A 23625-nucleotide genomic window follows, 5' to 3' on the forward strand; every position below is an offset into this window, starting at 1 on the left:
GTCGATCGCCGCTAGTCCGGTTTATCCAACCACTTGCTCATCAAAACACGGGGCATATCCTCGTAACCGAGGTGGTCGTAAAACGAGACGACGGCGGTGTTTGTTGGGCGAACCATTAGTTGCACCTTGCGCACCTGTCGTTGCTTCAGCCAATTCTCGCCCGCCGTAACCATTAATCGGCCGATGCCCGTACCGCGTGCCTCGGGAGCAGCGGCGAGGTAGTAAAGCCAGCCTCGAGCCCATCATGTCCGACCATGACACTGCCAATGATTTTGCGAACATCATTCTCCGCTACGAGCACCGTGGACGTATTTCCACTCAGGGCGAAGCGATAGTCCGTACGAGGGTCGTTGTAGCTCACGGTGAGATTGCAGGTTTCCCAAAGGTCAACGACCTGCTGCTCGTCGAGACTACGGCCTCGCGGACAGAGAATGGCATTGCTTCGAAACCCAGACTTTTGAACGGCAGGATTTGCGATGCACTTTATGTCGGCCGACGGCAAGAATTGGTCGCCAGCGGACGGTCGGAAATCTCTCTTCATTGATCTTGAAGCTCCTCCGGTTGTGGGCATCTGGAAGATCTGCCCTCCGAACCGTCGCCCCAGCAGGTCTCGCAATTCCCACCACCCCTAAAGAAAAAGGGAGGCGGCCCGGTGGGGCGCCTCCCTTTGCATCCTCTCCCTTTTGACAGGGATGTAGCGAGTTTATTCGGCCTTCGACTGAAGGTTTACTGCCGCATATTTGCCGCGACGGTCGACTTCGAGTTCGAAGTCGAGGCGGTCGCCTTCGTTGAGGGCGGCCATGCCCGCGCGTTCGACGGCGCTGATGTGGACGAAAGCGTCCGGTTGGCCGTCGTCGCGCTGGATGAAGCCGAAGCCCTTCATGGCGTTGAAGAACTTGACCGTGCCGCTGGCGCGTTCGCCGGTGAGCTGGCGCTGCGGGCCACCGCGGTCGCCGCCGCCGAAGCCGCCGCGATCGGGACGATCGCCAAAGCCGCCCGCACGCGGTTCACGCGGCGCGCGTTCCTCGACGGGGAGCGGTTCGCCGTCGATCACCAGATCGGTGGCCGACACCTTGCCGCCGCGATCGACGAGGGTGAAGCCGAGCGGCTGGCCTTCGGCGAGGCCGGTGAGGCCCGCCTGCTCGACAGCGCTGATGTGGACGAACACGTCTTCGCCGCCATCGTCACGGACGATGAAGCCGAAGCCCTTCTGCCCATTGAAGAATTTGACGACGCCTTTGCCTTCGCCAACGACCTGCGCGGGCATACCGCGACCACCGCCGCCGCCGCCACCGAAGCCGCCGCCCCGGTTGCCGCCGCCAAAGCCGCCACCACCGCCGCCGAAGCCGCCGCGATCACCACCGAAGCCGCCACCGCCGCCGCCGAAGCCGCCCCGGTCGCCGCCGAAGCCACCGCCACCGAAGCCGCCGCGATCACCACCGAAACCGCCGCGGTCGCCACCGCCGTAAAAATTATCGTCGCCGAAACCGTCGCGCTTGTCCTTGCCGCGCCCGCCGCGGCGACCTCTGTCAAAACTCATGCCCTGTTAGTCACTTTCGCTTCGCCCCAAGACCAATCGGACAAACATGTCGGGCGAATGACATGCAGAATCCACCGCAAAGGCGGGTTTGGGAATCACTATAACAAGTTTTCAGGGGAGCGCGAATGATTTTCACTGTAGCGCGATCCTGTTCCGTTCCGCAGCGTCCTTGCCGGCAATCCATGTTAATTGCGCGCTTTCGGAAGATCGGGACTGCGCGTCCATCGGCAACGGGTCGATTGCGGCGCGGGCGGTTTCACCATAAGGGGAAGCCATGACCGTCTATTTCCATGAAGAAGACCTGCCCGAAGGCGTGCTGGCGCAAGGGCCGGTCGCCGTCGATACCGAAACGATGGGCCTCATCACGCCGCGCGACCGGCTGTGCGTGGTCCAGATCAGCGACGGGAAGGGCGACGAGCATCTGATCCGCTTCGGCCCGAACAGCGACTATGCCGCGCCGAACCTGAAAGCCGTGCTGGCCGACCCGGCGCGGCTCAAACTCTACCATTTCGGGCGGTTCGACATCGCGGCGATCCAGCATTATCTGGGCGTCGTCGCCGCACCCGCTTACTGCACCAAGATCGCGTCGCGCCTCATCCGCACCTATACCGACCGCCATGGCCTCAAAGAACTGGTGCGCGAACTGCTGGGGCAGGACATCAGCAAGCAGCAGCAGTCGAGCGACTGGGGCGGGCCGGTTCTGTCCGACGCGCAGAAGGATTATGCCGCGTCCGACGTGCGTTACCTGCACCAGCTCCGAGCCGAACTGGACAAGAGGCTGGTGCGCGAAGGGCGGATGGAACTGGCGCAGGCCTGTTTCGATTTCCTGCCGCATCGCGCCGCGCTCGATCTGGCTGGATGGCCGGAGATCGACATCTTCGCGCATATGTAAGGGAGCTGCGAGCGCTTCGTGTCCGTCCAGGCCGATCAGCAACGCGACGTGCGCCGCCAGTGGGCGCGGCCGGGCGGCAGCCATGACCGGATGGTCGGGCTGCTCAAGAACTGGCTGCCTGTCGCCGTGGGCGTGCTGGCCGCGCTGCTGGCGACCGCGCCTTTCACCGGGCGCGACGGCGTCAGCTTCGTGCTGGACAAGAACAAGGTCGAGGTGGCGAAGGACCGGATGCGCCTGACCGAAGCGCTCTATCGCGGCGAGGACAGCAAGGGGCAGCCTTTTTCCCTGCGGGCGGGCAGCGCGGTGCAGAAAAGCTCGCGCGAGCCGATCGTGGACTTGAGCAGCCTGTCGGCGCGCATCCTGCTGGAGGACGGTCCGGCGGTCATCACCGCGCAGAAGGGCCGATACGACATGGAGACCGAGCGCGTCGGGATCGACGGGCCGGTGCAGTTCGAGGCGGCGGGCGGATACCGGCTCACCACGCGCGACGTGGGCGTCGACCTCAAGACGCGGCGGATGAAGAGCGCGGGGCGGGTCGACGGGCGGATGCCGATCGGCGTGTTCAGCGCCGACCATCTGGAAGCGGACATGGTGGCGCGCACGGTGACTTTGCAGGGCCGCGCCCGCTTGCGCATAGATCAAAATGGCCTCAAAGGGCGGAAGTGATGAATCGCACGCTGATCCTCATGTCCCTCGGCTTCATCGGCACGGGCGCGGCCCTTTTCGCCAGCGCGGACGCGCAGGTTTTCAGAAATCACGACAGCAACGCGCCGGTCAACTTCAATGCCGACCGGATCGAGGTGCAGGACCGCGCCGACCGGGTCGTGGTGACGGGCAATGTCGAAGTGACGCAGGCGGGCATGACGCTCAATGCCGCGCGCATGACGGTCGCCTATCACAACCCGCCGGGCGGCAGCACGACGGGCAACATGGGCGGGATCGAGATCGACCGGATCGACGCGTCGGGCAATGTCGTCATCAACAAGGCGGACCAGACCGCGCGCGGCAATGTCGCCATCTATGACCTCAACGCCAAGCTCATCACGATGCTGGGCAACGTCACGCTGACGCAGGGGGTCAATCGCCTGACCGGCGGGCGGCTGGTGATGGATCTCAACAGCGGACGCACCACGGTCGACGGCCGGTCGACCGGCGGCGGCGTGCCGGGCGCGGCGACCAGTCCGAGCGGGCGCGTGTCGGGCACCTTCACGGTGCCGCAGCGGACGAACTGACGCCTGTCTTGTTGAGAGTCGCCGCGATCCTGCTGCTGGCGTCGGCGATGCCGGTGATGGCGGAAACCTATCATGTCAACGCGCTGACCGGCGATGACCGGGCGAGCGGCCTTGCGCCCGAACAGGCGTGGCGGACGCTGGCGCGGGTCAACGCCTTTCCCCTTCAACCCGGCGACACCGTGCTGCTGACCGGTGGATCGGTGTGGAAGGAGCCGCTGACGATCACCCGTTCGGGCCGGGCGTCCGCGCCGATCATGGTGGGCGCGACCGGGCAGGGCGCACGGCCCCGGATCGAGGCGGGCGGGGTTTCGCCGCATGGCGTCGCGGTGCTCAACGCCGAATATGTGCGGATCAGCGGTCTGGAAGTCACCAACGACAGCGCCGACCGCGCGCCCGGCGCGGAGTCGCGTTACGGCGTGCTCGTGTCGGCGCAGGACCGGGGCGTGACGCGCGGCATCCGCGTCAGCGACATGTATGTGCATGACGTGCGCGGCACCAACGCGCGCAAGGATAATGGCGGCATCGTGTTTCAGGCGCTGGGGCCGAAGCGGGCGACGCGGTTTCAGGACATCGCGATCGAACGCAATATCGTCTGGCGTGTCGACCGTTCGGGCATTGCGGGCATCAGCGATCAGGTAAGCCGGACGAACTGGTTTCCGAGCGAGGAAGTCGTGATCCGCGACAATCTGGTCGAGGATGTGGGCGGCGACGGGATCGTGCCGCGCGGCACGGACGGCGCGCTGATCGAACATAACATCGTGCGTTATGCCGGGTCGCGCGCGCCCGGTTACAATGCCGGCATCTGGCAATGGAGCACGGACAGCAGCCTCATCCAGCTCAACGAGGCGGCCTTTACCGCGACGCGCTATGACGGGCAGGGGTTCGACAGCGACTTCAATTCGCGGCGCACGACCCTGCTCTACAATTACAGCCACGACAATCAGGGCGGGTTCCTGCTGATCTGCTCCCCCAAGCTGAGCGAGCCGGACAATCTGGGCAACCGTGACAGCGTCGCGCGCTTCAATGTCAGCCGCAACGACCGGAGCCGTATCTTCCAGTTGGCGGGCAATGTCACCGGGGCGGTGATCGAGGGCAATGTCGTGCATGTGGGTCCGGGCGTCGACGTGCAGATGATCGCCGCGACTCAGTGGGACGGATGGGCGCGGGACGTGCGGTTCGAGGATAATGTCTTCAGGGTGGCGGGCACGGCGCGCTACGGCCATGAAGTCGGGCGCAACGGGCCGGACTATCTGATCGGACCGGGCCTCGCGCCCGCCGATTATATCCGTTTCGAAGGCAACAGCTTCCTCGGGCGGCATATCGACGTGCCGCAGGACAAGGACGGGACATATCAGGCATCCTATGTCGCGGCGCCCGCCGACTGGGCGGTGCCTGTCTTCGATCCCGCCAAGCCCGAAGGTTTCGCCGAATTTCTGGGGCGGCATCGCGGCTGGATGATGGGGATGCTGCAGCGCGAACTGGGACGCCCGGTGCGATTGCAGCAGGCGCGTGCCGTTTCGATGTTCGAGGCGCGGCGGCGGGCGCGCTGAACGGGTCGCCAAAGCGTTAAGAAGTGCCGCGCAATCCGGACCGGATTGCGGCCCGCGGGTGCGTGCGGATTAAGGAAAAGGCAATCACCATGCAGTGAAATTTACTGCATGAACAAGGCTTTGGCTTCATCCTGCATATCCGTCATCGCTGCCGGTTCGGCGGCGAGGCGCGCGCGGTTGCGCACCGTCCTTCCCGCCGCGCTGCTGCTGCTGGCGGGTCTCTGCGCGCTGGTCGCCGCGTCGCTAACGGGTGTGAGGGGGCCGGGCACCTATGCCGTGGTCGCGCCGCCGGGATCGCGGCTGGCCGATGCCGTGGAGATCATCCGCGCCGCCGACGGGCGGCTGGTGCGGCCGGGGCGCTTTGCCAACATCGCCATCGCCCGTTCCGCCCGGCCCGACTTCGCGCAGGCGTTGCGCCGCGCGGGCGCCTGGGCCGTCATCGACGCAACGGGGCAGGGCGGATGCCTCGCGCCGCTTCTGGAGAGGACGCCGTCATGATCGTCGAACTCGATATGCTGCGCCGCCAGTTCGGGCGGTTTCTGCTGCCGCTCTTCTGGGGGCATGTGCCGCTGCTGGCGGCGGTGGCTCTGATGACCGGCCATTCGCCCGCAGGCGCGGCGGTGGCGGGCGCGCTGCTCGCCGGAGCCTATCACCTGACATGGTGGCGGGAAGGGAGCGCGCCCGCGACCCGATATCTGTCGGCCATCGCCCTGATGGGGGAGCCTGCCATCCTGCTGTTCCTGCTGCGCGGCCATGCGTGGCAGATGGACATGCACATGTATTTCTTCGCGATGCTGGCGCTGACTATCGCATGGTGCGACAAGCGCGCGATCCTCGCGGCGGCGGCGGCGACGGCGCTGCATCACCTGCTGCTGCTCTACCTGCTGCCGATTGCCGTGTTTCCGGGCGAGGGCAATGTCGAGCGTGTGCTGCTCCATGCCGGGATCGTCGCGTTTCAGACGACCGTCCTCATGTGGCTGAGCGACAAGCTGGTCGAGAGCTTCGCGCGCAATCAGCAGATGGGCGAGGAGATATGGGCCAAGAACGCCGCGCTGGAAGAACGCACGCGCGAGGCGGAGGAGGCGAGCCGCGCCAAGAGCCTGTTCCTCGCCAATATGAGCCACGAGATCCGCACGCCGATGAATGCGATTCTGGGCTTCTGCCATCTGGCGCAGCGTGGCGCGGCGGACCCCCGGCAGCAGGATTATCTGGGCAAGATCGCGCAGGCGGGATCGTCGCTGCTGCGGCTCATCAACGACATTCTCGACTATTCGAAGAATGAGGCGGGCAAGCTGACGCTGGAGCGGCATCCGTTCAGCCTGCGCCGGGCGATCGAGAACCAGATCAACCTCGTCGCGGAAGCGGCGGCGGCGAAGCAGGTGACGATCGAATCGCATATCGCCAAGGACGTGCCCGAACGGCTGGTCGGCGACGAGATACGGTTCGGACAGGTGGCGCTCAACCTGCTGAGCAACGCGGTCAAATTTTCCGAGCGGGGCAGGGTGACGGTTCGCCTCTCGATGGCCCCGGACGGGGACGGCGCGCCGCTGGTGCAACTGTCCGTCCGCGACACCGGCATCGGCATGAGCGCGGAGCAGCAGGAAAGCCTGTTCAGCAGCTTCACGCAGGCGGACAGTTCGACGACGCGGCGCTTCGGCGGCACCGGCCTTGGCCTTGCCATCTGCCGCCAGATCGTCGGGCAGATGGACGGCGAGATCCGCGTCGAGAGCGCGCCGGGGGAAGGGAGCTGCTTCACCTGCCGGATGCGGATGGCGCGCGAGGAGGATGGCGGCGCGCGCGAAGCGATCGCGCCCGATCATGTGCGCTCGCTGCGCGTGCTGGCGGCGGACGACAATCCCGCTTCGCGCCAGATCATGCAGGACATGTTCGCCGGCTGGGGCATGGCGGTCGATCTGGTCGCGTCGGGGGACGAGGCGGTGGCGGCGGTGGAAGCGGCGGACCGGAGCGGGCGGCCCTATGACCTGCTGCTGCTCGACTGGAAGATGCCGGGCATGGACGGGATGAGCGCGATCCGGGAAGTCCGCGCCATGGCGCTGCGCCACCAGCCGCCACGCATGGTGATCGTCACCGCCTATGGCGCGGAGGATCTGCGCGGCGACCTGCACGATGCCGATGTGGCGGGGTTCCTCACCAAGCCGATTGCGCCGCGCACGCTGATGGACACCGTCGGGCAACTGTTCGCCGGAGGCGCGCCGTTCCGGCCTGCAATCGCGCTGCCGCAGGTCGAAGCGCGGCTGCGGGGGCTGAAACTGCTGCTGGTGGAGGATAATGAGATCAATCAGGAAATCGCGGTCGAACTGCTGGCCGATGCCGGACTGCTGGTCGACGTGGCGGAGAATGGCCGCATCGCCTGCGAGAAGATGGAGGCGCAGGGCGGCGACTATGCGGCGATCCTGATGGACGTGCAGATGCCCGAGATGGACGGTATCGCCGCGACGCGCATCATCCGCCGGACCTGGCCCGCCGGGCGGCTGCCGATCATCGCCATGACCGCGCACGCCTATGAGGAGGAGAAGGAGCGCGGCCGTGAGGCGGGGATGGACGATCATGTCGCCAAGCCCGTCGATCCCGCCGCGCTGGTGGCGACGCTCAACCGCTGGCTGAAGCCGCGCGGCGAGGCCACCGCGCCCGATGCGGCAGAGGGGGGTAAGGAACTGGAGCCGCTGTTGCCCGACAGCCTGCCGCCGTTCGACATTTCCGCAGCGCTGCGCCGGGTGAACGGCAAGGCGGCGCTGCTGCGCAGGCTGATCCTGAGCTTCGGGTCCACCTATGGCGAGGTGGCGCGCGACCTGCGCGTCTATCTGTCGACCGGATTGCTGCCTGACGCACGGCGGCTGGCGCACAGTCTGAAAGGCGTTGCGGGATCGCTGGAGCTGGCGGCGGTGCAGCGGATCGCCGCCGACATCGAACGCATGGTGGCGCAGGAGGATATGGAGCAGGCGCGGCTCGCCATCGTCGATCTGGAAGATGCCATCGCGCCCGCCATCGCGGCGGCGCGGACGCTGACAGGCGATCCGGTCGGCGCGGCGCCTGTGTCGGCCTCCGCCGCCGATCCCGCGCGGGTCGAGGCGGCGCGGGATGCGCTGCGCGATATGCTGTCGCGGCGGAGCCTCGGCGCGCGGGCAGGCTTCCGCCGCTATGCCGACGCGGCGGGACTCACCCCCGTGCAGCGGGCGGCGCATCCCCTGCATCAGGCGCTGGAGCGGCTGGACTATGACGCCGCGCTGGCGTGGATCGACGCCCAGGCGCAGGGCGCGGGAGTGCGATGATGGGCAAGGCCACCATCCTGATCGTCGATGACGACATCGCCAATATCGAGATCATGAACGCCGTGCTGGAGGAGGATTATGAAGTCTGCTTCGCCACTTCGGGGTGGCAGGCGCTGGACGTGGCGCGCACGGCGCAGCCCGATCTCATCCTGCTCGACGTGCTGATGCCGGGCATCGACGGGTTCGAGGTGTGCCGCCAGCTCAAGGCCGATCCGCTGCTGGCCGACATGCCGGTGATCTTCACGACGGGCCTCGGCGACACGGAGGACGAGATGCGCGGGCTGGCGCTGGGCGCGATCGACTATGTGACCAAGCCGGTTCAGCCCGCCATCCTGCGCGCGCGGGTGAGCAATCATGTCGAGCTGAAGCGGCTGCGCGACCGGCTGGCGACGATGGCCGTGACCGATGCACTGACGGGCCTCAGCAACCGGCGGCATCTGGAGCGGTCGCTGGAAAGCGAAACGGCGCGGCTGGGGCGCATCGGCGACTGGCTGTCGGTCATCATGCTCGACATCGACTTCTTCAAGCAGTTCAACGACACCTACGGCCATCCGGCGGGCGACCGGTGCATCATGATGGTGGCGGCGGCGCTGGGGCGGGCGGTGAAGCGGGCGACGGACCTGCCCGCCCGCTATGGCGGCGAGGAGTTCGCCTGCATCCTGCCCGGCACCGATGCGGCAGGCGCGGAACTGGTCGCGCAGGAAATCCGGCTTCAGATCCAGTCGCTCAACATCCCGCACGAAGGATCGCAGGTCAGCCCCTATATCACCGTCAGCATCGGCATCGCGTCCGCCCGCTGCCGCCCCGACCTGCCCGGCGAGCGCTGGATCGCGGAGGCGGACCGGCAGCTTTACCGCAGCAAGCAGCGGGGCCGGGACCGTATTTCGGGCGGTGAATTCGCGGTCGAGGAGCGGCGTTGCCGCGCCTGAGGCGATTTTTCCGCCCATTTACCACCTTTTGATGCGATTTCGCCCTCACCTAGGCATAGACGGCGGCATGTCTGGCGGTTAGGTCAGGTCATCCATAAGCCAGGAGTGAATCATCTTATGAACAACAGCGATCTCGCCGAAGCCGTCGCCTCCGCGCATGACCTCAGCAAGGCCGACGCGCGCAAGCTGGTCGATGCCGTGATCGGCGCCATCGCCGACGCAGCCGCCAAGGGCGACGAAGTGTCGCTCAGCGGGTTCGGCAAGTTCAAGGTGAAGGACAGCCCCGCACGTCAGGGCCGCAATCCTTCGACCGGCGCGACCATCGAGATCGCCGCGTCCAAGAAGCTGACCTTCACGCCCGCCAAGGCGGTCAAGGATCGGCTGAACGGCTGATCCCCCGGACGGAGCGCGAGGCGCGGCGGCGCGATGCCGCCCGCTTGCGCGACGCCGGATATGGTTTAGGCAGCGGGCGATGATCCTTCGCCTGCTGCCTTTTCTTTTGGGCCTGCTGCCGGTGGCGGCGCTGGCCCTGCCCGCCAACCGCCCGACGCCCGGATATACCCGCGTCGCCATCGAAACATCGGTCGGCACCATCACCGTCGCGGTCGACAACAGGCGCGCGCCGCGGACGTCCGCCAACTTCCTGACCTATGTCGACGATGGCCGGTTCGACGGCGTGACCTTCTATCGCGCGGCGCGGCGCAAGAGCGATCCGCATTACGGCCTGATCCAGGGCGGCATCGACACCGATGCGCGCCGGTCGCTGCCGCCCATTCCGCACGAGCCGACCAGCCGGACGGGCATCCGCCACCTCGACGCCACGCTGTCGATGGCGCGGCCCAACCGGCCCGATTCGGCGATGGGCAATTTCTTCATCACGATCGGCGCGACACCCAATATGGACGCGCGGGGCAGCTATATCGGCTATGCCGCCTTCGGCCATGTAGTCGGCGGGATGGACGTGGTGCGCCGGATATTGGCGGTGCCCACCTGCTGCGGATCGGGACCGATGCGGGGGCAGATGATCGTCAGGCCCGTCCGCATCCTCCGCGCGCGGCGTCTGGACGGGACGCCGCACCCTTCGCCGGGGGTGAAGCCCTGGCTGATCGGCCTCCATAAGAAGACAGCGAAGTAGACAGCTACACGGGTTTTACGCGAAGGCCGGTTCGTGCCGCCGCTCGCGCCGGGTGCGGCCCGCCGGGCGGTTGAGGAAGCGTTTCCACGCCTGTTCGTGGAAGAAGAAGGCGACGGCGTTGATGACAGGTTCGACCAGCGCAATGCCGCCCGCGACGGCGACCGATCCGGTCAGCACATAGGCGACCGAAAAGCCGACGGTCAGGTGGATGGCGAGGTAGGTCAGCGTCTTGACGAGATCGAGGGGCATGGCGGGTCTCCTTCGACATGTAATTAATAATCATTCTCAATAATCGCAACATGAGTTTTCCGCTGGCTCTGATCGGATCGGGCGATCACAGAAGAGGAAAAGGAGGACGGCATGGCGGGACGGATCAGGATCGGCATTGGCGGATGGGTCTACGAGCCGTGGCGGGGCAGCTTCTATCCGCAGGGGCTGCGCCAGAAGGATGAGCTGGCCTATGTCGGCGCGCATCTGACCGCGACCGAGATCAACGCGACCTATTATAGCAGCCAGAAGCCCGCGACCTTCGCAGGCTGGGCGAAGGCGGTGCCGGACGGCTTCCAGTTCGCGGTCAAGGCATCGCGATACTGCACCAACCGCAGGCTGCTGGCCGAAGCGGGCGAATCGGTCGCGAAGTTCACCGGACAGGGAATAGCGGAGCTGGGCGACCGGCTGGGGCCGATCCTGTGGCAGTTCATGCCGACCAAGCGGTTCGATCCCGATGATTTCGAGGCGTTTCTGGCGTTGCTGCCGGCAAGCGTCGCGGGGGTGCCGCTGCGTCATGCGCTGGAGGTGCGGCATGAGAGTTTCGCCGACCCGGCCTTCATCACCATGGCGAAGCAGGCGGGCGCGGCGATCGTCTATGCCGATCATGAGGCATATCCGGCCATCGAGGGCGAGGATGTCGGTTTTTCCTACATGCGGCTGATGCGGGGGCAGGCCGACGAGCCGACCGGCTACGCGCCCGATGCCATCGCGCGCTGGGCGGATCGGGCGCGGGTGCTGGCGGAACGGGGCGATGTCTACGGCTTTTTCATCAGCGGCGCCAAGGAGCGCAATCCGGCCGCGGCGCAGATGCTGATGACACATTTAAAGTGACGCCCTGTTGCATTTAATGCAATCGGTCCGGCGGACTTTGCGATTGTTACATCAGTATGACGGGCGTAGGGGCGCGCTACCGCTCAAGTGGAGCGGCATATTCGTCATGATGGAGACCATCCATGCGTCAGATGTTTCAGGGTGCGGTTCTCGCCGCCGCTGTCGGCACGCAGTTGCTGACCTTCTATTCGGTGCTCTATGCCTGATCGTGGATTGCCCACGATCATGATCCCGCAGCAACGGGATGCGAAAAGGCCGCTTCTGGATTAACCAGAGCGGCCTTTTTACTTATTGGTAACTATTGACCCGACAGCTTCGCGCGGCGGGCGCGATCATCCCTCCGCCAGCCAGCCTGCCAGAAGATAGGCCACAACCCCGACCGGACCCAGCGCGCAGAGCGTCAGCAGGACGACCGCGATGCGGATCAGCGTCACGTCGATATGGGTGCGGTTGGCAAGCCCGGCGCACACGCCCATGATCTTGCCCTGGCGGCGGTCGAGGGTGAAACTGTTGTTCATGGAAATCTGGCCTTTCGATGGAGGAATGACGGGGAACCGATCAGGCGATCGGCACCACGGGGACGGCTGCGCTGACGAACAGGCCGGCGAAAATGACCGCGCCCAGCAGAGCGAAGGCGGCGTTGTGGATCTTGACGATGGACATGATGGATACTCCCTGATGTGCGGGCCGGATCGTCCGGCCCTGATGCAAGGCGATATTGCAGAGGCTGTGCCAATTGCGGTTTTCTGCGGAAATGGGCCATTTTTGCGCAGGACGGGCGGAAGTCGCCTTGTGAATCTTCCATGTGGTTGGGAAATTGTGCCGAAGGTTGGGGATTGTTTCGCATGGCGATGACGCTTTTCGTCTATGGCACGCTGAGGCCGGCGTTCGACGGGCCGATGGCGCGGCGGTTGAAGGCGGAAGCGGAGCATCTGGGAATGGCCCGGACGGCAGGCACTTTGATCATGGTGGCCGACTATCCCGGCTTCGTGCCGGGCGGCGCGGAGGATGTCGTCGGCGACCTGTTCGCGCTGCGCGACGCCGCCACGCTCGACTGGCTCGATGCTTATGAGGAATGCGCGGCGCATGATCCGTTGCCGCACGAATATCGGCGCGAGGCGGTGCAGATAGTGGGGAAGGACGGTCCGGCGATGGCGTGGACCTATGTCTACGCCTTTCCCACGGACGGGCTGGAGCGGGTCGCTGGCGGCGACTTCCTGGCTTGCGCGCGGCCCGGCGGGGGCTAGTGTGCAGCGAAGGGGGCGTTGGAACAAGGAGCGCCGCGATGACGACCGACCGATTGCCCGATGATGAGAACTGGATCGGCAGCACGGGACTGGCCCGCCGCCATGTGCTGACCGGAGGCGCGTTCGCCGCCGGATTTGCCGCCGCCTGCCGCCCCATCGCCAGCAGCGCGGTGCAGACGCCGGGCGATGGCCTCAAGGAAGAAACGGTGTCGATCCGGGCGAGCGACGGCTTTGCCATGCCTGCCTTCGTCGCGCGTCCGGCATCGGGCAAGCCCGCGCCGGTGATCGTCGTGGTGCACGAGATTTTCGGCGTGCATGAATGGATTCGCGACATGTGCCGCCGCTTCGCGCAGGCGGGCTATTATGCCATCGCGCCCGATCTCTTCGCCCGCCATGGCGACGCGACGAAGATCGCCGATTTCAAGCAGCTTGTCGGCACCATCGTGTCCAAGGCGCCCGACGCGCAGGTGCTGGGCGACATCGACACGACCTATGCGTGGGCGGGGAGCCATGGCGGCGACGCGAAGAAGCGCGGCATCGCCGGATTTTGCTGGGGCGGGCGCGTCGTGTGGCTCTATGCCGCGCACAGCGCCGCGCTGAAAGCCGGGGTCGCCTTCTACGGTAGGCTGGTGAGCGAGAAGACGGCGCTCCAGCCGCTGAGCGCCATCGAGGAAGTGGGCAAGCTGAAAGTCCCGGTGCTCGGCCAATATGGCGCGCTCGACAAGGGGATTCCCCTGTCCGACGTGGAGGCGATGCGGGCGGCGCTCAACAAAGCGGGCAAGTCGCCGCCCGACGCGATCACGGTTTATGAGGGCGCGGACCATGGCTTCATGGCCGATTACCGCCCAAGCTATAACGAAGCGGCGGCGAAACAGGCGTGGGCCGCAACGCTCGCCTGGTTCGGCACCTATGTGAAGCGGTGAAGTGGCTTATCTGCTCTTCATCGCCTCGACCGCGGCGAGCGTGCTCTTCACATGGCCGGCATAGCTCATCTCGCTGAGGACGAAGGCGATGCGGCCCGAAGGCGCGATGACGTAGGAGGTGCGGTCGGTCATGCCCGGCCGCATCTTGAGCGCGACGTCATAGCCGGAGACGATGTTGGGACCGGCGGAGGCGACGGCGAACTTGCCCGCGCATTCCTTGGTCGAAAAGGCGACGAGATCGTCGACCGGATCGGCCGACATGCCGATGACGGTCGCGCCCGCTGCCTTGAACTTGTCGATATTCTCGGCGAACTCGCGCGCTTCGGCGGAGCAGCCGGGGGTGAAGGCCTTGGGGAAGAAATAGAGGACGACCGGCCCGCGCTTCAACTGGTGCGAGAGGGTGAGGGTGAAGGTCTTGCCCGCCTGCGCGCCGCGCGTGGTGAAGTCGGGCGCTTTCGCTCCCACCGCCAGCGCCGCCATGGCGTTGGGCGCGGCGAGCAGGGCGGCGGCGGCAAGGGTGAGGGACAGGCGCTTGATCGGCATCGGGCGTCTCCATGGAGAAAGCAACAGGGGGCTGTGATGATCCTTAATGACGCGGCGCGCAAGCGGTCAGAAAGGGAACCGGAAACGAGGCGCAGGGGTTGGCCCGGCATGATGCGCGCGTTCGCTCTCTGCGCTCTTGCGGCTCTGGCGGCGTGCGGGCGAGAACCGGCCGGGAAGGACGATGGCCAGCCTGAGATCGTCTCCAACATCGTCGAGGACGCCGTGCCCGAGGCCGGTGAAGCAAGGCAGCCGGAGAATCGGGCGGAGGCGCAAGCGCAGCCTGCCGCCGACAGCATCCCGGCGGCGTTGCAGGGGCGCTGGACCGGCCTTCCGGATGCGTGTGGCGACCGGGCGGCGGCGCTGGAACTGAATATCGGGCCGGACAGCCTGATCTTCCACGAAAGCGTCGGGCAGGTGGAAGCGGTCAAGCGCGGCGAGGACGGCGATATGCGGGTGACGGCGGCGTTCACGGGCGAGGGCGAAAGCTGGACCCGGACACTGACGCTGAGGCCCGCCGCCGATGGCGCGACGCTGACCATCGTCAATGACGGAACAGCGACGGTGCGCAAACGCTGTTGAGCGCGGCGCGGCTCCCCTTCCTTACGTGCGCGCGGGCCGCTACAGCCGCGCGATGATCGGCCGCCTGACCTTAAGCGATTTTCGCAACCATGCGGATGCGCTGATCGTGCCCGACGCGGCGTTCGTGCTGCTGACCGGCGACAATGGCGCGGGCAAGACCAACATATTGGAAGCGGTGTCGCTGCTGGCGCCGGGGCGGGGACTGCGCGGCGCGGCGCTGTCGGCAATGGCGCGGCAGGACGGGCCGGGCGGGTTCGGGATCGCGGCGGAGGTCGACGGGGTGGTGCTGGGCACCGGCGTCACGCCCGCCGCGCCCGAGCGGCGGCAGGTGCGGATCGGCGGTGTCGCGTCTTCGGCCAATGCGCTGGCGGATCATCTGTCGATCGTGTGGCTGACGCCCGCGATGGACCGGCTGTTCCTCGACAGTCCGGGCGGTCGGCGGCGGTTCCTCGACCGGCTGACGCTGGCGCTGCATCCGGCCCATGCGGTGCATAGTGCGCGCTATGAAGCGGCGATGCGGGCGCGCAACCGGCTGATCGCGGACCTGCGGAGCGCCGATCCCTTGTGGCTCGATGCGCTGGAGGCGCAGATGGGAGAGCATGGCGCGGCGCTGGCGGCGGCGCGCGCGGACCTCGTCGCGCGGCTGAATGCCGAACTGGCGCGTCAGCCCGATGCGCCCTTCGCCCGGCCGCTGATCGCGCTGGGCGGGGACGGGGAGAGCGGTGAGCCGCTGGGGGCGAAGCTGGCGCGGGAGCGACGGCGCGATGCGGCGGCGGGGCGGACGCTGAGCGGTCCGCATCGCGACGATCTGGCCGTCACGCATGTGGCGAAGGACCAGTCCGCCGCGCTCTGTTCGACCGGAGAACAGAAGGCGCTGCTGCTGTCGATCCTGCTGGCGCACGCGGCGCTGGTGGCGGGAGAGCGGGGGCAGCCGCCCGTCCTGCTGCTCGACGAAGTGGCGGCGCATCTCGACCCGTCGCGCCGCGCTGCGCTGTTCGACCGGCTGCGGGCGAGCGGCGGGCAGGTGTGGATGACGGGCACGGAACCCGGCCTTTTTAGCGATTTGAAGGACGCGACGCGGCTGTCGGTAACGGCAGGGAAGATTTTCCGTTCCGCAGCATAACGCATCGACGAAACGATTCGTCGCCCGGCGCTTGTTCATCCGCCAGCCATCTGCCCTAAGACCGGCATCGGGGTTGAACATCCAAAGATAAGTCGGGGTCGCATTCGCTCATGTCAGTCGGTTTTCGCGCGTTTTTCGCGGCGGTCCTTGTTGCGCTCTCGACATTGGCATCCGTTCCCGCCGTCGCCGGCACGCTCCAGTGCGCGCCCTTCGCCCGCCAGCAGTCGGGCATCGACCTGCATGGTAATGCGAATAGCTGGTGGGGTCAGGCCGAAGGGCGTTACGACCGGGGTCATGAGCCGCAGGTCGGCGCGGTGCTTTCCTTCGCTTCCAGCCGCTCCATGCCGGTCGGCCATGTCGCCATGGTGAGCAAGGTCGTCAATGCGCGCGAAGTGCTGCTGACCCACGCCAACTGGTCCTATCGCGGCGGTATCGAGCGCAATGTCCGCGCCGTCGACGTGTCGCCGAACAATGACTGGACCGATGTGCGGGTGTGGTATGGCCCGACCGGTGACCTTGGCCTGCGGTCCAACCGCGCCAACGGCTTCATTTACGCCCATGCGCCCAAGGCCGCGCCGGTGCTGATCGCCGCCGCCGACACCAGCGGTCCTGCGCTTCGCGCTGCTTTCTGAGCATTTAACCATTCCCAAACCGTCCGCGGTCTAGGGTCGCTCCCGGTGGGGCGATTCTTGGACTTTCGCGGGATCGCATGATGATGGGGAAATTGCGCACGATGGCGGCGGGGGTGCTGCTGTCGGGCTTCATGACGGTGCCGGCGTTCGCCGCCGCGCTCCAGTGCGTGCCTTACGCGCGCGCGGTGTCGGGCGTCGCGATACGCGGCGACGCGCTGACATGGTGGGATCAGGCGGACGGCCTCTACAAACGTGGGCACACGCCCCGTAAGGGCGCGGTGCTGGCGTTCAAGCCCTATGGGCCGATGGCGCTGGGCCATGTCGCGGTGGTGAGCCGGGTGCTGGACGAGCGCCGCGTGCTGATCCGCCATGCGAACTGGTCCGCGCCCGGCGCGATCGAGGAGGATGTGCTGGCGCTCGACGTGTCGGACGAGGGCGACTGGAGCGCGGTGCGCGTGTGGCACAGCCCGACCGGGCAGATGGGCGCGCGGACCAACCCGACCTTCGGCTTCATCTATCCGGCCAAGCCGAAGCTGCACGACTTCACGCCCGATCCGGCGCTGGGCGATTATGTGCGGATGGCGAAGGCCGACGACGCCGCGTGGAAGGTCACGCCCGCCGTGATGCGCGACGAGCAGGCGACAAAACCGAAACGAAAGGTCGCGCCGAGGCTGAATACCGACATGTCGGTCATGACCTTCGCCGAAGCAGCGCCAGTGCAGCGCACGCTGTCCGTCATCATCGCGGAAGTGAAGCGCGAGGCGGCGCGGGAAATGAAAAGGGGCGCTTCGTAGCGCCCCTTCGTCTCACTCCGCGTCGGCGGGCTTGTCTTCGCTGCCCTCTGCCGGGTTTTCATACCAGGCCTCGACCTCGCCGGTCAGCTTGATCGTCAGCGGATTGCCGTGGCGGTCGCGGGTCTTGCCCGCGGCGACGCGAATCCAGCCTTCCGAAATGCAATATTCCTCCACATCCTTGCGCTCCCGCCCCTTGAAGCGGATGCCGATGCCGCGCTGAAGCACATCCATATCGAAATGGGGGCTTTTGGGGTTGGTCGAAAGATGGTCGGGGGGCGTGTCGCTCATGGGGAACGCCCCTAGCGTCCCGCAGGTGCAGGCGTCAACCGCCGCGCCCTTCATCGACATCGCAAAAGATGCGGCGGATCGCGCCGGACGAAAGCCAGCCTTCGAACCGGCTCTGCGCATCGGCAAGGCCGGTGAAGGGGTAGGCGACTGGACGGTCGTCCACGGCTTTCGACGCGGCGGTCATGCGGGCGATGGCGTCGGGCGCAACGGTGAGGATGCGCCCGCGCCGTTCGGTCGAGGCGCTGTTGATGCCGACGACATGGCCGTCCTCCGCCAGAACGGGGCCGCCGCTGATGCCCGAGAGGGGGCCGTCGCCTTCCGGCAGGCGGCCCTGTTCGGCCCAGGCGAGCACCGGCTGCGTGACGTCGCTGCGCCCGCGCCGGGCGTTGGCCGACCCGATGAGTTCGGACATGACCAGCGTCGGTTCGCCTGCCGGGAAGCCCATGTGGAAGCCGGGTGTGCCGGGCTGCGGCGCGGTGGGCGAGAAGGGAAGCGCCTGCGGGCTGGGGAGTGCGGCGGGCAGCAAGGAGGCGTCGGCCTCCCGGCTTTCGATGATGCGGGCGACGGGGCGGGCGAAGCGTCCTTCCTCCAGACCGACGCGGCTGCATCCATGGGTCACATGCTCCGCCGTCAGCCATGCGCCGTCGCGGTCGATTGCGAAGGCGGTGCCCATCGAGTCGGCGGGCGCGCCGGGATCGTCGATCACGAACTGCTCGTCACCCGTTTGCGGCATCGGGCGGCGGGGGGAGCGGGGGTCGTAATCCTCCACCCTGGGCGGCGGGGGCGCAGCTTCCTGCCCGAACCATGCCAGAAGCAGCAGGCCGCCGAGCGCAAAGGGGAGGCAGCCGCATCCGCCGCGCGCCATGGACTCAGCCCGCGATGGCGGCGGCGGTGAGGCAGGCGATCGCCCCCTTCATCATCGCCAGAAAGATCGCCGCCGACCGCTCGTCCGCCTCGATCCGGGCGGACAGTGTGCCGAGCACGAAATCGACCATGCGGAAGGCGATGAGCTGCAACACCAGCGTGACGCTGCCCCAGATGACGATGTCCCAGACGTTGATCGACCCGGCGAGGCAGAAGGCAAGCGGCAGGGCAAGGCCGATGGCGGCGCCGCCGAGCGAGATGGCGGCGGCTTCGTTGCCCGCGCGGATCAGCCGAAACTCGTCATGCGGCGTGATCCACAGATAGATGGCGAGCGCCGCGAGCCACACGACAGTCGCGCTGCCCAGATGCAGCAGGAGGATTGGGAGGCCCGACAACAGGCTGTGGATGACAGGCATGGGATCGGTCATGCGCCGTCCAATGCCGGAACCCGCCCGATGGTTCAATCGGGCGGGCCTGATTTATATCAATATCGGTCAGCGGCAGATGCGGACCCGCACGTCGCGGTCGCGATAATAATCGTAGCGCCATTCGGTCCAGCAGCGCTGGCGATAGGCGTAGCGGTTGTTGCGCCAGCCGTGGCGGTTGCCGCGCCAGCCCCGGTCGTGTCGCCAGTCGCGGCGGTCATCCCAGCGGCGATGGTCGCGCCGTCCGTCCCAGCGTGCGTCGCGACCGTCGCGCCAGCCGCCGCCATAATATTGGGCCTGCGCCGGAACCGCCGCCGCACCCAGACCGGCGACAGCAAGGGTGATCGCCGCTGCGCCCTTCCAGAAAATATTCATCGCTCTTCTCTCCTCATCGGTCCGCCCGAGCAGAGCGGATCATGGGAGGGAGAATGACGCGGCGCGGCTGAACCGGCCGGGAACGCCGCCGTCAGCCATGGTTAAGGAAAATCAGCGCCCGCGCAGCGCCTCTTCGGCGTCGCGCATATAGTCGCGGGTGATGGGGAGAGCGCGGCGGTCGCGGACATACTGGACCTGATAATTGACCATGCCGCCATGTTCGAACACGGTCGCCGCCCCGGCGAGATAGAAGGTCCAGAGGCGGAAGAAGCGTTCGTCGTAAAGCGCGACGATCTCTGCCCTGTGCGCCATGGTGCGTTTATACCATTCGCGGATGGTGAGGCCGTAATGCATCCGCAGCACCTCCACGTCCGTGACCATCAGGCGCGTGCCCTCGCTGCCCTGGATCATTTCGGAAAGGGCGGGGATATAGCCGCCGGGGAAGATATATTTCTGGGTGAAGGCGTCGGTGATGCCCGGGCCTTCGACCCGGCCGATGGTGTGGATCAGCATCACGCCGTGAGGGGCGAGCAGGTCGCGGCACTTGTTGTAGAAGGTGCGGAAATGTGCGGTGCCGACATGTTCGAACATGCCGACCGACACGATGCGGTCGAACGGTCCCTGCATGTCGCGATAGTCGATCAGTTCGAAGCGGACATGGTCGGCAACGCCCGCGTCAGCAGCGCGCTGGCGCGCGACCTTGAGCTGTTCTTCCGACAGGGTGATGCCGGTCACGTCGACGCCGCAGGTGCGGTGAAGATAAAGCGCCATGCCGCCCCAGCCGCAGCCGATGTCGAGCACCTTCATGCCCGGTTTCAGATGCAGCTTGGCGGCGATATGCGCCTTCTTGTCCTCCTGCGCCTGTTCGAGGCTGATACCCGCTTCATTGGCGGCATCGGGGAAATAGGCACAGCTATACTGCTTGTCGCGGTCGAGGAAGAGGTCGTAGAGCGCGCCCGACAGGTCGTAATGATGGGCGACATTGGCCTTCGACCGGCTCTTGTGATTGAGGCGCCAGAATTTCTGGCGCGCGCTCTTGATCCCGCGGGTGAGGATGCTCTTCGCGTCGATGGAGCGGCCCTGCTCCCACGGATTGTTGGCGCGGATCATGGACACGAACTCCATGATGCCGCCGCCCTCGATGGCGACGCGCCCGTCGATCCACGCTTCGGCCATGCCGAGGCGCGGGTCCTTGACGATGTCGAAGGGGACGCGCCTGTCCCTGAAACGCAGCGCGAGGTCCGGGAAATCGGGATGCGGCTGACCCACCGTGAAACTGGAACCGTCGGCGTAAAAGACCCGGAGCTGGCCGCGCGTCACCAGACGCTTCAGCACGCGTTCAAACAATTTCATGGGCATCCTTTGTCATGGCGCGAGGCGGGCGTCAAATACCGGCATACCAGTCATAGCCGGCATGATCCTCCCAATAGCCACCCTTGCCCCGGCCGATCCCTGCGAGGGTCGAAACCGCCTCGATCCGGGTCAGATATTTGGCCTGTTTGTAGCCGAGCTGCCGTTCGACGCGCAGGCGCAGCGGCGCGCCGTTGGCGACGGTAAGGGGGCGGTCGTTGAGGGCGAAGGCGAGGATCGTCTGGGGGTGGACGGCGTCGATCAGGTCGATGCTTTCATAATAGGCGCTGCCATTGCCCATCGTGTCGGCGCAGTGGAAGACGAGGTAGCGCGCGTCGGAGCGCAGGCCCGCGCCGTCAAGGATCGTCCTGAGCGGCACGCCGCGCCACTTGCCGATGGCGCTCCATCCTTCGACGCAATCGTGGCGGGTGATCTGTTCGCGGTGGGGGAGCGCGTGCAACTGCGACAGCGAAAGCGACAGCTCGCGCGATACCCGCCCGTCCACGCGCAGCCGCCAGTCGGCGAAGCCGTTGCGCCAGAGCGCCTTATATTCGGGCGTATTGGGGTTGGCGGTGCCGTTGGCGCGGAAGATGGGGGAGATCTGGTCGGGACGGAATTCATGCGCGAGCGCGTCGCGCGCCATCAGGCTGCGCTGCGCCCATCTGTGGAAATTCTCCGCCGAGAAGAGCGCCTCGCGAAAGCGTTCGTTGCGGGCGAGGCGGTCGCAGCCGGTGAGGCTGGCGGCGGCTCCGAGCAGGAGGGTGCGGCGGGCGAGGATCATGGCCGTTCCGCCGGGAGGCGATAGCGGCCGGTCAGCATCGCGCGCATCTGGTTGAAGGGGCCGGACAGCAGCACCATGAGGATGTGGACGAGGAAGAAGGCGGCGAGCGCGAAGGCGGCGAGGAAATGGATCGAGCGGGCCGACTGCCGCCCGCCGAACAGGTCGATCAGCCATGGGATCGCCGCATTCATCCCCGGCGACATGGTGAGGCCGGTGAGGATGACGAGTGGCAGCGCGACGAAGATCACGCCGATATAGCTCGCCTTCTGGAGGAAGCCGTAGCGGCGCGCGGCCTCCCCGCGCGGGAAGCGCAGCCGGGCGTGGTCGAGAATGTCCCGCCAGATGTGGCGGGGCGCGACATCGGCGCGGGTGAGGGCGAGGTCGCGCTGGACGTGGCGGTTGCCCAGGCTCCAGAGCATATAGGCGAGGAGCGCGAAGGCGAAGATCGGCGCGGCGGCGAGGTGCCAGTGGCGCGAGAGGGCGAGGCTGTAATGGCCGGGCAGGGTGATCCAGCCGGGAAAGCGGTCCAGCACCAGCCATGCATGGTCGAAATTCGCGCCATAATGGCCCCAGTAGAGCCGGGGGTGCGCGTTGAAGATGCCAAGGCCGCTGGTGAAGAGCACGTAAAGCAGCAGCGCGTTCAGCCAGTGCCACAGCCGCGTCGAAAGGCGGTGCCGTTCGATCAGGTCAGGGTCGGGCGCGGCGCGAGGCATGGGGCGATCCTATCGCATTTTGCGCGTCGTTCCAGTGTCAAGCCCGATCGTTACGATGTCACAGTTTTGCAACACAAGGGTGGAAACTTCGGGAAAGTTGTCGCGTGCCCCTTTGCAACTCATTCTTACGAACCTAGATGACGCCTCGTGATCGGGACGCAGATCACGATCCTTTTGGCCACTAGTGACCATGAGGTTATAAGAAGGATAGTGCGGATTTATTCGTAGGACATCTATGCGTCGAAACTGAACGCTTGATTAATTACCGATCATAGCGGTTCACATTATATCGAGGACTTTATGAAGACTGTGATTTTCGCAGCGATTGCTGCTGCCGCCGTTTCCGCTCCTGCCTTCGCTCAGGACGCTGCGCCCTTCACCGGGCCGCGCGCGGGCGTCACCATGGGCTATGACAAGTTCGCAGGGCGCGACGGCTTCGCCTATGGCGTGAGCGCGGGATATGACATCGCCGTCACCCCCGGCGTGACCTTCGGCCCGGAAGTGAGCTTCAGCGACACGACGACCGATCTGGGCGCGGGCGCGGAAGTCAGCCGCGACCTCGCCGCTTCTGTCCGCCTCGGCTACACGCTGACGCCGCAGATCCTGGCGTTCGGCAAGGTCGGCTATGCCAATACCCGCATCGACGTGGGCAGCGGTGGCGCCTCGTTCGAGGGCGTCCGCTACGGCGGCGGTCTGGAATATGCCGTCACCCCGCGCACCTATGTTTCGGCCGAATATCAGCGCAGCGAATATGAAGCCAATATCGGCGGCCGTGACGCTGCTGTCGTGGGCGTCGGCTTCCGTTTCTGATCCCTCTCGATCGGAATCAAGGGGAAGGGCGGTCCGTTGAGGGCCGCCCTTTTTCTATCGGGCGAGGGGACGCAGGTCGGGTTCGGTCCAGACGCGTCGCGCCTGCGGCGACATCAGCCGGTCGCGCGACCAGTAGGCGAAGGGCCAGTCTTTGTCCCCCAGCGGCGAAGCGATCAGCGCCGCCAGCGCGGCGGATGGCGTCACGGCGGGCGGCAGGGTGGCGACCAGCCGCCGGGCCATGGCGAGCGAGGCCTGCGTGATGGTCTCATGATAGCCGGCGGTGTCGCTGTTCACGCCCCCGACGCTTTCATTATAGCGGCGGATGAGCGCGGGCATGTCGCGTTCGGGCAGGATGTCCGGGCGGCGCAGGATCAGCCAGAGCGCGGTCGCGAAATGCGCGCTATGGGTCCAGCGTTGCTTGGGCAGCGTGCAGGCGAGGAAGGCGTCGGCCAGTTCCTCCATCTCGGTATCGGTCATCCGGTTGCCCCCGTTCACACTCCCCTTTCGAT

Annotated in this window: 30 protein-coding genes and 1 pseudogene; 18 read left to right on the forward strand and 13 right to left on the reverse strand. The window is 66.4% G+C overall.

Translation table 11 applies throughout. The features are described 5' to 3' along the window. Positions 1-11: 11 nt before the first annotated feature. A pseudogene (locus SAMIE_RS23830) lies at positions 12-224 on the reverse strand (GNAT family N-acetyltransferase); the annotation flags it as partial. Between the two features lie 20 nt (positions 225-244). Here SAMIE_RS23830 and SAMIE_RS23835 point away from each other — a divergent pair. Continuing rightward, positions 245-544: a hypothetical protein gene (locus SAMIE_RS23835; protein WP_232037309.1), complete on the forward strand. Its 300-nt coding sequence runs from the start codon at positions 245-247 to the stop codon at positions 542-544. Positions 545-703: 159 nt separating this feature from the next. On the opposite strand, the gene SAMIE_RS24005 is transcribed toward SAMIE_RS23835, so the two are convergent. Beyond that, positions 704-1540: a cold-shock protein gene (locus tag SAMIE_RS24005; protein WP_066696208.1), complete on the reverse strand. Its 837-nt coding sequence runs from the start codon at positions 1538-1540 to the stop codon at positions 704-706. A 274-nt stretch (positions 1541-1814) separates the two neighbouring features. Here SAMIE_RS24005 and SAMIE_RS19170 point away from each other — a divergent pair, with 274 nt between their 5' ends. The 9 genes from SAMIE_RS19170 to SAMIE_RS19210 all read left to right on the forward strand — a co-directional run bounded on the left by SAMIE_RS19170 (position 1815) and on the right by SAMIE_RS19210 (position 10568). Continuing rightward, positions 1815-2432, forward strand: coding sequence for a ribonuclease D (locus tag SAMIE_RS19170; protein ID WP_066696210.1), 618 nt, complete (start codon positions 1815-1817; stop codon positions 2430-2432). An 18-nt stretch (positions 2433-2450) separates the two neighbouring features. After that, the gene (gene lptC / locus SAMIE_RS19175; RefSeq protein ID WP_066696213.1) at positions 2451-3098 is read left to right on the forward strand and encodes an LPS export ABC transporter periplasmic protein LptC; all 648 of its coding nucleotides are present in this window, start codon (positions 2451-2453) and stop codon (positions 3096-3098) included. Further along, entirely contained in the window at positions 3098-3664 is a 567-nt protein-coding gene (locus SAMIE_RS19180) for an LptA/OstA family protein (RefSeq protein WP_066696216.1), read from the forward strand. Before lptC ends, SAMIE_RS19180 begins: the two co-directional genes overlap by 1 nt. An 8-nt stretch (positions 3665-3672) precedes the next feature. After that, the gene (locus SAMIE_RS19185; protein ID WP_066696219.1) at positions 3673-5214 is read left to right on the forward strand and encodes a right-handed parallel beta-helix repeat-containing protein; all 1542 of its coding nucleotides are present in this window, start codon (positions 3673-3675) and stop codon (positions 5212-5214) included. A gap of 108 nt (positions 5215-5322) precedes the next feature. After that, entirely contained in the window at positions 5323-5712 is a 390-nt protein-coding gene (locus tag SAMIE_RS19190; protein ID WP_066696222.1) for a hypothetical protein, read from the forward strand. Then, positions 5709-8504, forward strand: a complete 2796-nt coding sequence (locus SAMIE_RS19195) for a hybrid sensor histidine kinase/response regulator (protein WP_066696224.1) — start codon at positions 5709-5711, stop codon at positions 8502-8504. The genes SAMIE_RS19190 and SAMIE_RS19195 overlap by 4 nt, the downstream gene beginning before the upstream one ends. Then, positions 8501-9433 (forward strand): diguanylate cyclase, encoded by a 933-nt coding sequence (locus tag SAMIE_RS19200; RefSeq protein WP_232037310.1) that lies wholly within the window; start codon positions 8501-8503, stop codon positions 9431-9433. Before SAMIE_RS19195 ends, SAMIE_RS19200 begins: the two co-directional genes overlap by 4 nt. Positions 9434-9550: 117 nt before the next feature. Next, entirely contained in the window at positions 9551-9826 is a 276-nt protein-coding gene (locus SAMIE_RS19205; protein WP_066696228.1) for an HU family DNA-binding protein, read from the forward strand. 79 nt (positions 9827-9905) lie between these two features. Then, on the forward strand, positions 9906-10568 hold the full coding sequence (locus SAMIE_RS19210; RefSeq protein WP_066696231.1) for a peptidylprolyl isomerase: 663 nt from the start codon (positions 9906-9908) through the stop codon (positions 10566-10568). A 15-nt stretch (positions 10569-10583) separates the two neighbouring features. Here SAMIE_RS19210 and SAMIE_RS19215 read toward each other — a convergent pair whose 3' ends face one another. After that, a complete protein-coding gene (locus tag SAMIE_RS19215) occupies positions 10584-10817 on the reverse strand; it encodes a DUF2061 domain-containing protein (RefSeq protein ID WP_066696233.1) in 234 nt (77 codons plus the stop codon). A 111-nt stretch (positions 10818-10928) separates the two neighbouring features. Here SAMIE_RS19215 and SAMIE_RS19220 point away from each other — a divergent pair, with 111 nt between their 5' ends. Continuing rightward, positions 10929-11669, forward strand: coding sequence for a DUF72 domain-containing protein (locus SAMIE_RS19220; RefSeq protein ID WP_066696235.1), 741 nt, complete (start codon positions 10929-10931; stop codon positions 11667-11669). Between the two features lie 332 nt (positions 11670-12001). Here SAMIE_RS19220 and SAMIE_RS19225 read toward each other — a convergent pair whose 3' ends face one another. Then, a complete protein-coding gene (locus tag SAMIE_RS19225; protein ID WP_066696237.1) occupies positions 12002-12187 on the reverse strand; it encodes a PspC domain-containing protein in 186 nt (61 codons plus the stop codon). Positions 12188-12514: 327 nt separating this feature from the next. Between SAMIE_RS19225 and SAMIE_RS19230 the strand changes: the two genes are divergently transcribed. Then, entirely contained in the window at positions 12515-12916 is a 402-nt protein-coding gene (locus tag SAMIE_RS19230) for a gamma-glutamylcyclotransferase family protein (RefSeq protein ID WP_066696248.1), read from the forward strand. A 38-nt stretch (positions 12917-12954) separates the two neighbouring features. Then, positions 12955-13839, forward strand: a complete 885-nt coding sequence (locus SAMIE_RS19235; protein WP_066696251.1) for a dienelactone hydrolase family protein — start codon at positions 12955-12957, stop codon at positions 13837-13839. 6 nt (positions 13840-13845) lie between these two features. On the opposite strand, the gene SAMIE_RS19240 is transcribed toward SAMIE_RS19235, so the two are convergent. Further along, a complete protein-coding gene (locus SAMIE_RS19240) occupies positions 13846-14382 on the reverse strand; it encodes a peroxiredoxin (RefSeq protein WP_066696254.1) in 537 nt (178 codons plus the stop codon). Between the two features lie 108 nt (positions 14383-14490). On the opposite strand from SAMIE_RS19240, the gene SAMIE_RS19245 reads away from it, so the two are divergent. From SAMIE_RS19245 to SAMIE_RS19260, 4 genes are all read left to right on the forward strand, one after another. Further along, a complete protein-coding gene (locus tag SAMIE_RS19245) occupies positions 14491-14961 on the forward strand; it encodes a hypothetical protein (protein WP_066696797.1) in 471 nt (156 codons plus the stop codon). A 52-nt stretch (positions 14962-15013) separates the two neighbouring features. After that, complete coding sequence (gene recF / locus SAMIE_RS19250) at positions 15014-16084, forward strand: DNA replication/repair protein RecF (RefSeq protein ID WP_066696798.1); 1071 nt, start codon at positions 15014-15016, stop codon at positions 16082-16084. Between the two features lie 110 nt (positions 16085-16194). Then, positions 16195-16716 carry a CHAP domain-containing protein gene (locus SAMIE_RS19255; protein ID WP_066696257.1) on the forward strand — a complete coding sequence of 174 codons (522 nt, stop codon included), beginning with the start codon at positions 16195-16197 and terminating at the stop codon, positions 16714-16716. A gap of 80 nt (positions 16717-16796) precedes the next feature. Continuing rightward, positions 16797-17510, forward strand: coding sequence for a CHAP domain-containing protein (locus tag SAMIE_RS19260; RefSeq protein ID WP_066696799.1), 714 nt, complete (start codon positions 16797-16799; stop codon positions 17508-17510). Between the two features lie 12 nt (positions 17511-17522). On the opposite strand, the gene SAMIE_RS19265 is transcribed toward SAMIE_RS19260, so the two are convergent. The 7 genes from SAMIE_RS19265 to SAMIE_RS19295 all read right to left on the reverse strand — a co-directional run bounded on the left by SAMIE_RS19265 (position 17523) and on the right by SAMIE_RS19295 (position 22306). Continuing rightward, on the reverse strand, positions 17523-17798 hold the full coding sequence (locus tag SAMIE_RS19265; protein WP_066696260.1) for a DUF3297 family protein: 276 nt from the start codon (positions 17796-17798) through the stop codon (positions 17523-17525). Between the two features lie 34 nt (positions 17799-17832). After that, positions 17833-18663 (reverse strand): S1 family peptidase, encoded by an 831-nt coding sequence (locus SAMIE_RS19270; RefSeq protein WP_066696263.1) that lies wholly within the window; start codon positions 18661-18663, stop codon positions 17833-17835. Between the two features lie 4 nt (positions 18664-18667). Then, positions 18668-19090: a DUF350 domain-containing protein gene (locus tag SAMIE_RS19275; RefSeq protein WP_066696265.1), complete on the reverse strand. Its 423-nt coding sequence runs from the start codon at positions 19088-19090 to the stop codon at positions 18668-18670. Positions 19091-19156: 66 nt separating this feature from the next. Further along, on the reverse strand, positions 19157-19462 hold the full coding sequence (locus SAMIE_RS19280; RefSeq protein WP_066696269.1) for a hypothetical protein: 306 nt from the start codon (positions 19460-19462) through the stop codon (positions 19157-19159). A gap of 111 nt (positions 19463-19573) precedes the next feature. Next, positions 19574-20815 (reverse strand): SAM-dependent methyltransferase, encoded by a 1242-nt coding sequence (locus tag SAMIE_RS19285; RefSeq protein WP_066696272.1) that lies wholly within the window; start codon positions 20813-20815, stop codon positions 19574-19576. A gap of 31 nt (positions 20816-20846) precedes the next feature. After that, complete coding sequence (locus SAMIE_RS19290; RefSeq protein ID WP_066696279.1) at positions 20847-21593, reverse strand: molybdopterin-binding protein; 747 nt, start codon at positions 21591-21593, stop codon at positions 20847-20849. Then, positions 21590-22306 carry a cytochrome b/b6 domain-containing protein gene (locus tag SAMIE_RS19295; protein ID WP_066696283.1) on the reverse strand — a complete coding sequence of 239 codons (717 nt, stop codon included), beginning with the start codon at positions 22304-22306 and terminating at the stop codon, positions 21590-21592. The genes SAMIE_RS19290 and SAMIE_RS19295 overlap by 4 nt, the downstream gene beginning before the upstream one ends. Before the next feature lie 300 nt (positions 22307-22606). On the opposite strand from SAMIE_RS19295, the gene SAMIE_RS19300 reads away from it, so the two are divergent. Next, the gene (locus SAMIE_RS19300) at positions 22607-23116 is read left to right on the forward strand and encodes a porin family protein (protein ID WP_066696290.1); all 510 of its coding nucleotides are present in this window, start codon (positions 22607-22609) and stop codon (positions 23114-23116) included. A 54-nt stretch (positions 23117-23170) separates the two neighbouring features. Here the strand turns inward: SAMIE_RS19300 and SAMIE_RS19305 are convergent, their stop codons facing one another. Next, positions 23171-23593 carry a hypothetical protein gene (locus SAMIE_RS19305; RefSeq protein ID WP_066696293.1) on the reverse strand — a complete coding sequence of 141 codons (423 nt, stop codon included), beginning with the start codon at positions 23591-23593 and terminating at the stop codon, positions 23171-23173. Between the last annotated feature and the right edge of the window lie 32 nt (positions 23594-23625).

Origin of the sequence: Sphingobium amiense (assembly GCF_003967075.1) — a bacterium.
Lineage (GTDB): Bacteria > Pseudomonadota > Alphaproteobacteria > Sphingomonadales > Sphingomonadaceae > Sphingobium > Sphingobium amiense.